The 15115-nt window shown below is 66.0% G+C and carries 5 protein-coding genes; all 5 read right to left on the reverse strand.

Annotation, left to right across the window (positions count from 1 at the left end; all coding sequences use genetic code 11):
- Window positions 1-90 precede the first annotated feature (90 nt).
- Window positions 91-750, reverse strand: a complete 660-nt coding sequence (locus AAF604_06745) for a hypothetical protein (GenBank protein MEM7049337.1) — start codon at window positions 748-750, stop codon at window positions 91-93.
- Between the two features lie 50 nt (window positions 751-800).
- Window positions 801-2426 (reverse strand): hypothetical protein, encoded by a 1626-nt coding sequence (locus tag AAF604_06750; protein MEM7049338.1) that lies wholly within the window; start codon window positions 2424-2426, stop codon window positions 801-803.
- Window positions 2427-2630: 204 nt separating this feature from the next.
- A complete protein-coding gene (locus AAF604_06755) occupies window positions 2631-7676 on the reverse strand; it encodes an RHS repeat-associated core domain-containing protein (GenBank protein ID MEM7049339.1) in 5046 nt (1681 codons plus the stop codon).
- Window positions 7677-7896: 220 nt separating this feature from the next.
- Complete coding sequence (locus AAF604_06760) at window positions 7897-8448, reverse strand: hypothetical protein (protein ID MEM7049340.1); 552 nt, start codon at window positions 8446-8448, stop codon at window positions 7897-7899.
- Window positions 8449-8524: 76 nt separating this feature from the next.
- Window positions 8525-14962, reverse strand: coding sequence for a PKD domain-containing protein (locus AAF604_06765; GenBank protein ID MEM7049341.1), 6438 nt, complete (start codon window positions 14960-14962; stop codon window positions 8525-8527).
- Window positions 14963-15115: the final 153 nt, after the last annotated feature.

The following is a 15115-nucleotide window of genomic DNA, read 5'->3' on the forward strand; positions in this document are numbered from 1 at the left end:
TCCCTGCCGGGAGGACTCTTGCGGCTAGGTCTGATCCGGGAGTCCCAGGACTGAAACGAGGGTCAGCAGCGGAACAGCTGCCACCTCACCTCAGGTGTGCCAAGAACCTATTTTCTGCAGATACCAGCGGCAGACGCCGTCGACATCACAGTGCTGCTCGAGATGGAAGCTCGAACCGCTTTCGAACTCCTCCGGCAGGCTGGTGTCGAGCCGGAACCTACCGTCGCCATCGCCGCCGATGGACTGCAGGCGGTGACCGGCGGACCAGGCCTCTTTGGCGAGGAGGCTGGAATGGCAGGCGAACTCGACGACGCTGAGGGCCTCCGAGGCGGACCTCGCCTGGGAGCGGAGGATGCGAAGCTCTACCCGACCGCTCCTCAACAAGGCGTCCCTGACAGGACAGTCCGTCGGCACCTGGACATAGAGCATGTCGACCGCCTCGCCCGGCTTGCAGGTCCAGGCTCCCGCCTTTTGCCAGCAGGGGATCTCGCGTCCAGCCTCGACCCGAAGTGCCGGAGCCGCGACCCTTCGACTGACCGTGGCCGCGGGCCGGTCCACCACACCCTCGGCATTGGGAACCCCGAAACCGCGCAGGAAACGCACCTCCTGGAGCGTCAGATCGAGGACCGCGAGAATCTCTTCCCGGTCGGCCGGAGAAAGCTCCACCGGAACGGTCTCGAGCCAGCGGGCCTCGGCGCTCAGGCTGAGAAATAGAAACAGAATGGTGAGTCGGAAAAGCTGTCGAATCATGGCGAGTAGGTCTCCTGTTTCCGATGGTCGATTCAAGTCGGGCGATCGGTCTAAGGCTCGACCGCCCCGGGGGTACAGGTGGCCCCCCGCGGAACGCCCCGCTGGTCGGAGCCCGAGCAACCGCTCAGGCTTTCGAGGATGTTGGAGTCGCTCGGCACGACCGTCGGCGTGGGACCGCCGTGATCCGAGAGCGGGCTGAGGGGGACGTCCTGGAAGGTCACGCCGGTGGCGCAGGCGAGCTCGTTCTGACCGCCGGCGTTGACCGCCGGCCACTGGATGTTGCCCTGACCGCCGTGGGTCCGGTTACAGCTGGTGTTCTCGAACTCGAAGACCTTTTCGTTGTCGACCACCAGGCTGCGCCGCAGGATCAGGTCGTCGCCGCCGGCGATGGCGCTGGCGAAGGAGAACTCGCCAGTATTTCCGTTGCGCACGATGGTCAAGTGGCTCAAGGTGCCGGTGATGCCGTCGGCCACCGCCATGCCCGCGCCGAGATTGCCGGTGGCGGAGTTCTCGGCCAGGGTGACGTTGGTCATGTCGAGGGTCTGGGTGCCGGGATTGGTGAACACCGTCATGCCGCCCCGGCTCTGCGACCGGTTGCCCGAGATGGTGGAGTCGTCGATCGTCGCCTGGAGACCCTGCAGATAGAGCCCGCCGGCTTGCAGGGTGCCCTCGTTGCCGTGGATGGTGCTGCGGTCGAAGGTCATCGGACCGACGCCGTTGTTCGAGACCCGGAAGAAGCCGCCGCCGCGAGCGTTGGCGAGGTTGTTCGACAACACCGACCCGCACACCGACATGGTCTGCGAGTTGCCATCGCTGTAAACGCCGCCACCGTTGCCGCCGTTGCCGGGATTGCCGCCGGTGCCGGTGGCCCGATTGCCATCGAGGATGCTGTTGAAGAGCTCGAGATCGGCGAACAGATGCCCCAAGGCGCCACCGCTGCTGCAGCGGTTGTTCTGGAACACCGAGCCCACGATGGTGGTCGGCGTCGCGCCCCGCGAGTAGATCGCCCCGCCGGCCACGTCCTGCCCGGTCGCCGGGCCGACGTTGTCGAAGAAATTGCAGGCGATGACGCGCAGGGTGCCGAAGGAGCCGCGGTAGATCGCCGCGCCGCCGCTGTCCGTCGTCGTCCCCGGCAGACTGGCCGTGGAGCCGTTGCGGAAGGTCAGGTTCTGGACCGTCAGAGTGCGGGGCTGCTCGAAGGCCGGCCGGAAGTCGATGATCCGCGTCGTGCCGCCGCCGCTCAGGGTGATCAGGCCGCCGCCGTCGAGCACCAGATTGAAGTCGATCTCGAGCTGTGACGCCAGGGTGATGGTGTGTGGTGCCATCCCGCAGGCGAAGCGGATCGCGCCGTTGTTCGACGCCAGGGCGGCGCGCAGAGCGGCTTCCGTACAGCTACCGGGGCTGCCGGTCCCGACCGTCGTCGCGCCGCTGGTATCCACCGCGGCAATCGGCGGAGCGCAGATCATCGGAGGCACCAGCGCACCCGCGCCGAACGCCGACGACCATCCCAGGACGGTGCCCTGCTCGAAACCGTTGACGAAGATCTCGTCGTTCAGGGAACCCTCGACGATGCCGGCAACGATCCACGGGCCGACCATCGAGACCGCGACCATGCAAAGGAGCGCGGCGCGGCGCCGAGGCGTGCGTTGCGGTCGCTGGGCCAATCGTCGAATCATCTCGGCCTATTTCCTTCCCGGCCGCAGGATCAAGCCGGTAGAAGTCGATATTCCGAGAATCAAACTAGCATGGGCCTGCAACGATCACTGGCCGCGTTCAGCGGCCGCCATCACCGGCCGCCATCACCGGCCCGGGGCCGCCCTCAGTCGGGTCCGCGACCCCGGTCGCCGGCTTCTCCGCCCGGGGTCCGTTCCCCCGCATCCCTACTCGATGATCAACGGCTGGTCCATCAGTCCCTTGAGATCTTCCGAATCTTTCTCCTTCACCTGGAAGAGAGTTTCGATCACCAACTTGCCATCGACGATTCGATAGGCATAGCCCTCGATCGAGGGATACCCCTTGGTGGTGCTCGAGGAATCGACCGAGACGTTGCCTTGACCATCGATCTTGAGATTGACTTGAATTCCGATCTCGCCGAACCAATTGACGGCGGAGAAGCCGTTGTCCGCAGTGATCGAGACGGACAGATTGTGCGAGCCGTCCTCCCCCGGAGCGATCGTCCCCTGGACATCCGTGACACCAGGGATTCCCATGATGGGACCGAAGAGCCCCACTTCGCTCACCCCAGCCTCTTCCGAAAAGAAGAGAATCTCGCCCGACTCCGGGTTCATGGTCATGCGGAGTGAGCTGCGGAAGGTGGCGTCCGGATCGTGCGGCTCGAATCCCCGGTTGTCCCCGAAGCCGAAGCCGCCGATCCGCTTCGCCGCGATGAACGACTCGACGCAGATCCCCACCCGGCCTTCGAGGAGGCCCGCCGGCACCGCGCACTTGCCGTCGGGGTCGACGAGAACCAGCGGATTGTTGAGGGAGTAGCTGTACTTGTTCCAGCTCTGGGGAGTGCTCGGCCGGCCGGAATTGATCGGATCGGCGCTGAGGAATCTGCCGAGCAACGGACCGTAGTAGCGAGCGTGAAAGTAGTCGAGACCGGCGAAGTCCCGCTCCTGGCCGGTGAACTTGAAGCGCTCCCCATCGGCGCCGGGATCGAGCTCTTCCCCGAACGGCAGATAGGTGTGATCGGAGACCTTGCCACCGGCGCCATCGGTGATCAATTGCGGGCTCCCCAGGTGGTCGCTGTGGTAATAGCGTTCCAAGACGGGAGTGGAACCGCCGGCGAGACCCAAGGAGGCCACCAGCCGGTTGCCGTAGAGATAATCGCGCTCCGCCACCCAACCACCACCCAGTGGCCGCGAATACTCGCGCACGATCCGCTGCAGGGGATCCCGCAAGGTCCAACGCTCACTACCATCCGGCGCGATCACGGCGATGCGCTCATCGTCCACTCCGTAGACGAACCGGTAATCGCCACTCGAGCTCACCATCCCCGCCGCGTCGTAGCTGAAAGAGAAACCGCCACCGGTCAACACTCGGCCGGCACCGTCATAGTCGAATCCGAGCAAGCGGTTGGTCGAGGCCTGGACCGGCAGGCTCCGACCGGCGAGGTTCACCAGGTTGCCGAAGCGGTCGTACCCGAAGGCCTGATCCACGCCCTCGACGCGAGCCGTCCTCAAGCGCATGGCGCGATCGTAGGTGAAAGACTGCGTCGAGCCGATGGCCTTGACGTTGCCGGACCCGTCGTAGCCGTAGGACCCGGAATCCCAGTCTTCGCCGCCGGCCACGCCGGTGGTCCACATCCTGCCGGGCCGGCCCATGCCGGAGGCATCGACGGTCACCCGGTCCGAAACGTCGTTGGCGTGCAGACGGGCCGCGACCGATCCGTGGGGGTGATAGGTCACGCTGTCGACGACTCCGGTGGAGACGCCGGCGAGGGCCGTGGTCAGCCCGACCAGACGACTCTGCTCGAATTCCGAGACCAGCCGGCGATCGGGATCCTCCTCCTCGGGGAGGAGATCCTGGAAGGGATACCACTGCTCATCCAGGTTGCCGAAGCGGTCATAGGCGAAGGCCTGGGCGACATCGAAGCCGGTGTTCGAACGGGTCCTCAGCTCGCTCAGTCGGCCTTGCGGATCTTCGTAGGCATAGGTCTCGGTGACGATCAGATGCTGGCCCGCGAGGTAGTTGTGGCGCCGCGACATCACCACCTTGCCGAGCGAGTAGTCGTCACCCCCCTGCCGGTTGTCGCGCCCGTAAAAATCTTCCGACAGCAGCCGTCCGGCGGGCTCGTCCCAAACCTGAACCAGGCGGCCGAACTCGTCATACCGGTAGCCGAGGCGATTTACGGCGTCGGTCCGGGTCCCCACCTGGCCGCGCGAATCGTAGGCCGTGAAGGACGTCTCCCCCGATTCGGGATGGCTCTCGCTGCGCATGAACCCCCGGTTGTCATAGTCGAACCGGCGCGCCTGGAAGCCGCCTCCGGGGCGGGGAATCGCCACCCGGGTCAGCCGTTCACCGACGTCGTACTCGTAGGTGGTGGTCACCGGCGTGGCGCCATCGGAGTGCTCCCGCACGGCCACCGTCCGGCCGCGGCTGTCCTGGAACAACACCGTCGACACGGAGTCTTCGATGGTCCCAATCGCGACCTTCGAGGAGGTCTCGAAGGCGTGCTCGCGATCCACCGTCAACAGCGACTCGCTGCCGTCCGGAGCCACCGTCCGCCACGGGCGCGCTAGCGGGTCGTAGTCGGAGTACACCGTCCAGCCGGCGCTCGAGGAACCGTCGGCGGCCCAGAACGGCGTCGAGGTGCGATGGAGGAGGCCGTCGGGGCCGTACTCGTGGACCGTCGACGACCACTGCCCGAGGGGGAACAGAACCTGCTCCAGGACGTTGCGCTCGAAGCCGTCCTGCACGATCCTCTCCCGCTGGGTCTCGCCCTCGGCGGTGCGCACCAAGGTAACGATCGGCCCGCTGGTGTCGGAAGGGGGCGTCCACTGCGCCACCGTTTCGGCATCCGAGGGCGGCGTCACGCGAATCAGCCTCCCCAAGGCATCGTAGCCGAGCTCGGTCTGCAAGCCGGTGGCGTCGCGACTCTCGACCGGCCGGCCCGTATTGCGATCCACCGTCACATCCTTGAGCAAGACGGAGCCACCATGGCGACCGACCTCGGCCTCGTAGGTCCGGTAGCCGTGGATGAAGGAGCTCTCCCGCCGATGCTCCCAGGAGGCCAGCGGCAAGTCCGCCAGATCCTGATCCGGCAGCCCTGCCTGGCGATCGCCGCCAAAGGTCGACACGGCGTTCAGGTTGCCCTCGGCGTCGTGCTCGAAAACGGTGACCACGTCGTTCGGCTCTCGACTGAGCGTGGAGAGAGAGCCGGTCGCCGCCCACACCCGCTGGCGCTCGAGGAATCCGGTGTCGGTGTCGAAATGAGTCTCCACCCGGCTGCCGAGACCGTTCTCCTCCGTATCGGTCACCGAAAAGGTCGACAGGACCCAGGGGTCCGTCGAGCCGAAGGGCTGAAAGGAGGCTCCGAGCTGGCCGCCGCTGGCGCCGAGGGGATATCCGAAGCCGCGATGGGCGTTGTAGTCCCGCGTCACCACTCGCGAGCTGCCGGCGTCGTACTCTCCCGGAAAATCGCTCCAGCTCTCGGTGCGCCGGTAGTTGCCGTAGCCGTCCCAATCGCTGCGATCGGTGGTCTTGCGGTACCACTCGCCGAGATCGGCCCCGAAATAGATCGTGCCGTCGGAGGCGACGCGGGCGTTGCGATCACCGCGGTAACCGTCGCCATAGTTGACCGGCGATCCCATGTCGTAGCGCACCTGATCGACGCTGAAGGGCTTGCAGGCCTGACCCATCTCGTTGCAATCGAAGACCGCTTTCGAAACGAATCGATCGTTGTCGATCAGGCGCACCGCCTCGAGAAACTCGCGATCGAACTCCGCCCCGGCCCGCGGATCGATGCCGTGCCGGATGTAGGGCAGAAAGTGATCCTCCCAGCTCGCTCCGGTCGCCGTCGCACCGAGACCGGGCCAGATCATGTAGGGGCGAAAGATGCGATCCCCGGAGGGGGTGATCTCTTCGACGGTGAGGGTCTCGGACGCCGGTTCGAAGAAGTTGTTGTCACACTGCTCCAGGGGGTGCACGTCGCCGTTGAGGGGCGGTTGCGACTCCCAGTAGTTGTAGGCCCAGTCGGCGAGCAGGCCGACGCCGTCGTCGTTCTGATTGGTGTCCAGCGGATCGCCTCCGCCGACGTCGTAGTACCAACGGCGCCGCACCGCCGGACTCTTGCCCCAGTAGAACGTCGGGACACCGTTGTCGCAGTGGCTTCGGATGTCCAGACTGCGGTAGTCCCAAACGATCGAGCCACCGGAAGGCAAGGTGGCCCGCTTGACCAGGCCTTGCTTGCAATCACCGTGGGTCCCGGACTCGTCCGGGAAGTTCTCGAACTGCCAGAACAGCCGCTCGCCATCGACCATTGGCAGGTCGATGCGAGTCAGCAAAGGAACGACCCTGCGCTGCGCCGGATCGTACTCGAGCCAGGCACATCCGAGCACCAAAGCCGGCTCCTCATAGCGGAAGTTGTAGACCGCCGCCTGGTTCCCGAACCCCGGAACCACCACCTTGTGGACCTGCCGGATCGTCCGCTCCTCCACCGGCGGAACGGCGGGACTGTTCCAAGGCACGATGTACTGCGAGGAGTGGATCTCCCAGCGTCGGCCGTGCCAGTCCTCGACGATCTGCACGTCCAGACTGCCTTCCTGGTCGTAGTCGATGATCAGGTGATTCTGGTTGTCGCCGGGACCTCCGAACTGGTTGAAGATCTTCCTCAGTTGCAGGTTGCCGTCGAAGACGTGGACCTCGCCGTTGGGAAACTCGACGTGGTAGTCGCCGTTCTCCCGCCGCATCCGCAGGTAGGTGGAATCGCGCGTGTACCAAACCTCCACCTCGGGATCTTCCGGCCCCTCCACGAAGCCGTAGAAGTAGTGACTGCCGCCGGAAGGGTCGACGTAGAGCCAGTAGATACCGTTGGTGTTGAGTGGGCGCGTCCGCGGTGGGATCAGCTCCCCCAGGTTGAGCGACCAACCCATACCGGCGCGGGATTTCCGGCTCGGGAAGGACCGCGGAACCGGACCGCTGTCCATCGGATCCTGCAGGCGGCTGCTCTCGACATCCCAGACCTTCGAGCTGTAGAACAGGTTCAGGCCGAAGCTCAGGCCACCGCCCACCTGCACCGGGACTCCGATCGGGATGTTGATGATCACGCCGCCGTTGGCGAAGTTGACGCTATCGACGGAGGTCAGCGCCTCGCGCGTCGCGCCGCGCTCCACCAGCTCGTGCTCCGGCCCGGGATCGCCCGTCGACTGGGCCGAGGCCGGTGCGCTGGCGACCGCCAGCCCAACGGCGATGGCGACACCCACGGTCGAAAACCTGGCCCTCCAAGCGGGCGAGGAGCCTCGCATCACGGCTCGTTCCCTCTCGTCCCCGAGGGAGCTCCAAAGACAAAGCGGATTCCAAGACCTCCGGGTCGAGGCGGGCTCGGTGTATCGGTCGCGCGTTCTCATGCCACAGTCCTCCTGCTCAGGGAGAGCTTTCACCGGTTGCGACGAACACCCCTCTTCGAACTCAGCGAAGGGAGGTTCAGTTGTGGAACAGGTAGACCCACCGGATGAAGCAGGTGTTGGGATTACTCGAGCTGTCTCGACCGTAGACGATTCTCACCTTGACGCCGAAGGCCTCGGCGAAGAGCAGCATCTTGACCCAGCGATCGGTTGCCTCGGCCTGGGAAGACTTGGTCTTCAGGTAGGTGTCGGTGCAGCCCAGTTGATCCATGTCGCTGCGCAATTGGGGGCGCGGTGTGAAGGCCGCCTGACCGTTGTCGAAACGGATCCAGGCGCCGTAGATGTCCTCCGGCACGGCCTGGCAGTTCCCCGGCGCCAGTCCGCCGCAGTCGCCTGGATTGGCAGCCGTGCCGATGACCGCCGTCGGCGGTTCGGGATCGGACCCTTCGCGCGCCGACTCGGAGCCTTCCAGCAGCAGCCGGTGATGCTCCTCGAGGTCCGGTTCCTGGGCGCCCGCCGGGGCGCCGCTCGGCAGGGCGAAGAGAAGCAGCACCACCGCGAGCCGCACCGCGGTGCCGCCGAGCCGTTGCACGGCAGAGCTCTGTCGAACGGGTGATCGATTGCTCGTCATGATCATGTCTCCTACGGGATGGGTTCGTGGATCGAACATGGAACGCTTCCGCCCTCGTGCTGACGACCGCACCGCCCTAGTCGAGCCAGAGCACGAGGGCCTGACGGCGATTCAGGACCTGCACCGTCACCGCGTACTCCTCTCGACTCGGCGACAGGCTGTCGGTCACGGCCAGGGTCACTTCGAAGACCCCGTCCTCGGTCAACGGGAAGCGGTGCGTCGTCGTGGTGCCGGTGCCTTGGCTACCGTCGCCGAAGGCCCACTCGAGGCGCGGCGAGGTGACACCGTGCAGCAGAGCCGAGCCGTCGAAGGTGCACTCGAGGCCACGGCACGAGACGGTGGGCTCGGTGGGCCCCGAGCCCGCGCCCGTCGCATCGACCTCGCGGCTGGCGAAATCCGCCTGCTCGCAAAGATCGACGACGGTCAAGGTCGCCGTGTAGATGCCCGGGGCGTACTCGTGGACGGGATTCGGTTCCGTGCTGTGGTGGCCGTCGCCGAAGTCCCAGGAGACGCCGTAGCCGCTGTCATCGCTCGACTGGTCCGTGAAGCTGCAGGTCTGGCCGGCACAGCTCACCGCGAAGCTCGCCGCCGGACGACCGTCCGGCAACACGTCGACGGTCACCAAGCCCTCGTCCTCGCTCTGGGTCCCTCCCTCGAGCAAGAGGCGATAGGAGAAGGCGTCGTCGACGGTGCAACCGTGGGGGGCGTACTCGAGGGCGAGAATCGCCCCGTCCGGGAAGGTCGCCGTCTCGATCTGCAAGTGACCCTGCGTCGGCCAGGAAGTGATCGCCCCGATCTCGAGGTCGGCGCCGAGGGGCGCGGCATCGTTGTTCAAGAGATCGCCCGCCGACAGAACCAGCGGCCCCGGAAAGACCACCGACAGCGGATCCGGCCGGGCCTCGATGGGCCGCAGCTGTTGGCTGGACTCCGCGGTCTGCCCGAAGCTGTCGGTGACCTCCAGCTCGACGGTGTAGGTGCCGACGGAGCCGTAGTCGTGCAGGGCGGTCTGACAGCATCCGGTGGTCGAATCTCCGAAGGACCAGCGGTAGCTCAAGCCGAGACCGGTTGATGCGCCGGCGTCGAACTGGCAAGTGAGGCCACGGCACTGGGCCGAGAAGCGCGCCACCGGCGTCGGCGGCGGCGGAATCGTCAGCGTCACCTTGCCGTTCTCGGACTCGGTCTCCGTCGGGTCGCCCTGGCGCCGGATGCGGTAGTCGAACTCCACCTCCCCGCCCAGGTACCCCGGCGGAGGCAGGTAGGTGAACACCTGGTTCACCGAGTCGAGCTCACCGACCGTCGGCGGCCCGGAGTAGCTGACCCAGGTTCCGCTGGTCGGAATGTCGTTCAGCAACAGATCCCCGTGGGGGAACGAGTAGGTCGCGGCGTAGGTCGCGAAGCCCACCGAGTCGTCATTCGCCACCAGATCGGGCGGTAGCTGGACCTTGACCAGGGCGGCCTCGGACTCCTGACCTTCGACGTCCGGGCGCTCGATGAAGTAGCTGAACTCGATCTCGCCGCCGGCGAAACCCGTCGGCGGGTCGTAGTAGAAGTACCAGTTGCCGTCACCCTCCCAGAGCACCGGCCACATCACGCCGTCCTCGGGATCGATCCAGTCGGAGATGTAGGCATTGCCGGCCGGGATGTCGTTCGCCAGCAGGGTCGCGTGGGGAATCCAGTAGACATCCCGATAGACGTCGAAGGCCAGAGACTGCGGCGCCGCGGGGTCCGGATCCGGAACCGCCTCCAGGTCCGCCGGGAGCTGCAGCTTGACTATCGCTTCGACGGATTCCGGCGTCGTGTTCCGGCGACGCATCCTGTAGGTGAACTCGACCTCGCCGCCGGCGAAGCCCGGCGGTGGGTCGTAGCGGAAGTACCAGGACTGGTCCTGCTCCCAGAAGCGCGGCTCGAGATCTCCCGGCGGATCGGACCACCATGAGATCTCGGTGTCCTCGTTCGGAACGTCGTTGCGCAGCAAGGCGGCATGGGAGATCCAGTAGGCGTCCTGGTAGGACCAGAAGGTCAGCGCTTCCGGCGTCTCCGGATCCGGATCCGGGTTGGCCAGCAGGTGCGCCGGAATGATCAGCTTGACCTCTGCCGAGTTCGACTCCCGGGTACCGTCGTCGGTCATCGTGTAGGTGAAGGTCACTTCACCTCCCAGGAATCCTTCCGGCGGGGTGTAGAAGAAGCACTGGAAGACGCTGCAGGACCCCATATCCAGGGACCCCACGGAGGGATTCGAGTGGTCGAGCACCCAGGTGCCCGAATTGGGCTGATCGTTCTTCAGAACGTGGTGATGGCGCAGCCAGTACTCGCCGGTGTTGGTCGGCTTCGTAAAGGTGAACGGCCCCGGATCGCCGTCGCCGGGATCGTCCTTCGCCAGCAGCGTGACCGGCGCCTCGGACACGGTCAGCTCGGCGCCCTCGGAGGTCAGCTCTCGAATGCCGTCGAAGACCTTCACCCGGTACCACCCGGCGTGGGTCTGGGAGACCGACTCGATGGTCAAGGTCGACTCACCGCCGTCCGTCGAAACCACGTACTCGGAGCCGCTGACGTCCGAGTACGAGTCCGCAGGAGAGCTTCTCCGCTGCCACCGGAAGCTGTAATCGCCGCTTCCCCCCTCGGCGGTGACGAAGAAGCTAGGGCTCTCACCCTCGGTCGCTTGGGTGCTCTGGGGAGGGAAGATCGACAGCGGCGGCACCGCCGTCTCCTGCTCGGCGCTCAACCGGAAGCTCGCGACCCGAGCCAGGTCGGGCAAGCCGCGGTTGTTGAAGTCGATGGCCGCGTGGTTCAGGTGCAGCTCCACTTCCGGCAGCTCGGCCAGGGCCAGCACGCGAACGCCGTTCACCCACGCCGAGACGCGCTCGTTCGCCGTGTCGTACTCGAGGGTCAGCCGGTTCGTCCCGCCGGGGAAGAAGTCGCACCCGAGGTCGACGCAGTGGCCTGACAACAGCTCATACTGTGTCCCTTGGACATGGACCGCCACGTTTCCCGTCGGGCTCAGGAGGACCCAGATTTCGGCGCTGCTGAGGAAGCCTCCGGTGGCGCTCTCCCAGAACCCGACGGCCACCCAATCGGTGCGGCCCGGGGTGCCGGCGACGACATCCGCGGTCAAGGTCAGCACCGGCGCGATCGAGGTGTCACTGGCGAGCACCGGCACACTGGCGACGTGATCCTCTTGGCTGCCGCTGGCGACGGGCGCCACGGAGCTGTTGCCGAAGATCACCGAGGACTCCGCCGTCCAGCTCCGCAGGGGCTGGCGACCGTGCTGCACCTCGACCCCGTCGAGGGGCTCCCCGACCTGGCGGCCCGCCCCCGAGTTGGTGAAGGAGTCCCAAGCCAGCGGCCCCTCGACCGGCGGGCTCGTCACCGTGAGCTGCGCCGCCGAGGACTCGACGCTGGTCTCGCTGTCCGCGACCACCGCCTTGTACCAACCGGCATGATCGCCCTCCAGCGGCGTGATGGTGAGCTTCGAGAAGGGGCCACCGCCGCTGAGCCGGAACGCCCCGCCCGGCACGATCGCCTGGTAACTGCCGCCGGCCGAATCGCGCCGAAACCATGTGAAGGTGTACTCCCCGGTGCCGCCACTCGCCGTCACCGAGAAGCTCGCCGCCGAGCCCACGTGGCCCTCCGCGTCCTCCGGCGACGACAGCTCCAGGGCCGGCGCCTCTTCCTCGAGGGTCAAGGTCGCGCGATTGCTGGTCGCCTGCTGCATGCCGTCGTCGGCGATCACCTGGTACCAGCCGAGGTGATCCTGCGCCACCGGCTCGATGAACAGCACCGAGATCTCGCCGCCGTCCGGGAGCGGCGCTTGCTGGATGTCGATGGTCGGATCGGATTGGTCCAGGCGGGTGTAGATGCCATCCTCTTCCGGGCTGAACAGCCAGGAGAACCCGTAGTGGCCGTCGCCCCCGGTGGCGCGAATCGAGAACAGGGCGCGACCGCCCAGCGGCTTCACCGAATCGAGCAGCTCCGTCACCCGCACCGGTTCTCGGACCGTCAGCGACGCCAGGCGCGAATCCGCAACCTCGTCGCCGTCTTCGACCCGCACCCGGTAGCTGCCGCGATGAACCGGCAGGACCGCAGCGATCCTCAACGAGCCGCTGGGCAAAACCTCGATGCCGTCGCCGACCGACACCGGCTCGAACTGATCGCTGCCGGCGGCCTGAAACTCCCAGGCGAATTGGTACGGAGGCTGGCCGCCGGTGACCGCGATCAGGAAGACCGCACCCTCCCCCTCCAGGACCTCAACGTCCGGGGGTCCCAACACCACCAAACCGTCGGAGTCCGGCGGCACCCAGCCGCCATCACCGAACCGGAAGTGGCCTTCGAGGCGCTCGACGTCGCCTTCCAGGTAGAAGCCATCGCCGTTGGAATCGGTCGGATCGAAGGTTGCGGCCTGGTCGCCGAAGGTCAGCTCGTTGTCCTGCAGATGGGCCATCTGCGCCCGCGGCCAGTTGGCCGTCGAGGGGGTGAATGGGGACTCGCCGTTGACGCTGTACTGATAAGTAGAAGAACCCGGCAGATAGTTGATCTCATCGCCGTCCTTGGTCCAGTACTTCTGGCCATTGAAGTCTGGATTGCGACTCTTCACGTCCTGCTTGAACTGGGCGTAGCTGTCGAAGAGATCGGCGTCACCGACTTCCAGGACGCAGGTTTCGCCGGCTTCCGTCAAATCCTCGAGATCGATTTTCGACCGCAGGAAGAAGCCGCCCCCATCGCGCGGCGGATCCATGCCTTCCTCGACCTCGGGACGACCGACCGACGGTTGCCAGGCGATGTAGGTGCGGTTGTTGCTGAGGAAAATCCACTTGCCGCCCGGATCCGCCTCCACGGTACGGAAATCGGAGCTGACATAAAGGCGTGGCGGCTGCGGTCCTGCCGGATCGGCACTCGGCCAATCGGAGATTCCCCCCTGGGTGTAGATCAAGACGTTCTTGTACCCGAAGCCGCGCTCTGAACGCTTGGTGGTGCGGTGACGGGCGTACCGGTTCCACTCCTCCGGGTGGTAGCCGATCGGCACCACGTGGCTGGTCGGCGAGGTCGTCGTCGAAACGTAGCCGATCACCGTGTCGTGAGGCTCGTAGTAAGCCGCCTTGGGCGTGACGTTCGCGCCGAGCGCAAAGGTCTTGCCGCGGTAGGTGTGCTGAAACCACGGCGAGCAGGACTGTCGATACCGCCCCTGCTGAATGGTCAGCGCCGTCTCACCGGCCACCAAGCCGTTGCGGAAGACCTCGTCCACCAGCACAAGAGGCCGATAGTTGGACACCGCGAAGGCGACCGGCCCGTGAATGCCGCCGCCGTGCTCCGTCAGATCGCCGCCGGTCATCAGCAACTGAGCCAGGTGGGTCCGAGTCTGCCGATAGTCGCCGAGAATCTCGTAGTGGTAAGCCCGGGTACCGCCGGAGGCGAACATTCCACCGGCCGCGCTCTGGCCTGCCTGCAGCGCCAGGTTGTAGTCGATGGCGATGGTGGCGAGCTCGCGGACCTCCTCATCCGCCGCCAGGTCCGCGAGATTTAGAATCGCGGTCCAGGTCCAGGTCTCGTACTCGCCGCTGCTCGCCCACTCGGAGAAACCGTTGCTGATCGCCCAGGGCAGAAAGTCCAGCCACCAGTCGCGAATCGCCAGGTAGCCCGGGTCGGTGGTCTCGACATCGGCGGCCTGCTTCGAAAGCAGCTTGAAGGAGTTGTTGATCATCAGGTGGTTTTCGGTCGCTCCACAGGTGCAGGAGGCGGGATCACAATCCTGCGGGCCCTGGGCCGCCGACTCCATGCCCATATCGGCCTCGAAGGCTTCTCGCAGATCCTCGTGGGCGGTCTCTTCCGGCGGAAAGAGGGTGCTGCCGTAAAGCAAGAAGACCCGCATCGCCAGGTTGCGGTTACCGAGCTCGAAGCGTTTTTCGTCCGGGTTCTCCAGCCAGAACTGGTAGAGGGCTGCGATCAGCGCGCGGGCGTCCTCCACCGCCGAGTCGTCGAGCTCCCCGAGCTCGTGGAGCGCCAGCAGCACCAGAGCTTTCTGCCAGTGGTAAGCCTCGTGATCGGGGCGGTCGTGGTCGCCCCCCAACCTTCCCGGACCGCTCAACCACAAGTGGTCGTTCCAAGCGTGGAGCGCCTCGCGACGCCGCTCGTCGAGGGGCGTCGGCAGCAGCGGTGGCAGGAACGTACCGTCGAGGGTCAGCAGGCCCGTCACCGGTGCCGCGTCCTCTTCATCGCCGACCTCGTAGCGAACCTGACAGCTTCCCGAGAAGGCGTCGGTCGGTCGAAAGGTGATGGTGTCGTCGACGTTCTCCACAACCTCGCCGGGACAGCCGAGATCGGTCACCGTCAGGAGCTCCAAGGGCACGCCGCAGGGATGGGCGTCGTTGGCCAGCACATCGACCACCACCGGACTGCGCGCGAAGACATAGAAGGTCTCGTCCGACACCGCCGGCCCGGAAGGACAGGCGGCCTCGGCCGCAACCGCCGCCAAGCCCGAGATCAGAAGGGAAGTCAGGACAGCATTTCGTGAACGGTTCATTGCCTGGTGGCCCCCTTGTTGCGACACCGAAATCCGAATCCCGGAAAAGGCGATCCATCGCGCTCTTCTCGGCGGCTGTCCCAGCACGCTCGCCCATCGACCGCCATCTCCAAGGCGTCCGCGAGCGGCTCTTTCTTGCAATCCACGGTCGTC

It is taken from the genome of Acidobacteriota bacterium, from assembly GCA_039028635.1.
In the GTDB taxonomy this organism is placed as follows: Bacteria; Acidobacteriota; Thermoanaerobaculia; order Multivoradales; family JBCCEF01; genus JBCCEF01.

Excerpts from the sequence above, each read along its gene's own strand:
- AAF604_06745 (MEM7049337.1), bottom strand. The coding sequence starts at position 750 with ATGATTCGACAGCTTTTCCGACTCACCATTCTGTTTCTATTTCTCAGC.
- AAF604_06760 (MEM7049340.1), bottom strand. The coding sequence starts at position 8,448 with ATGACGAGCAATCGATCACCCGTTCGACAGAGCTCTGCCGTGCAACGG.
- AAF604_06750 (MEM7049338.1), bottom strand. The coding sequence starts at position 2,426 with ATGATTCGACGATTGGCCCAGCGACCGCAACGCACGCCTCGGCGCCGC.
- AAF604_06765 (MEM7049341.1), bottom strand. The coding sequence starts at position 14,962 with ATGAACCGTTCACGAAATGCTGTCCTGACTTCCCTTCTGATCTCGGGC.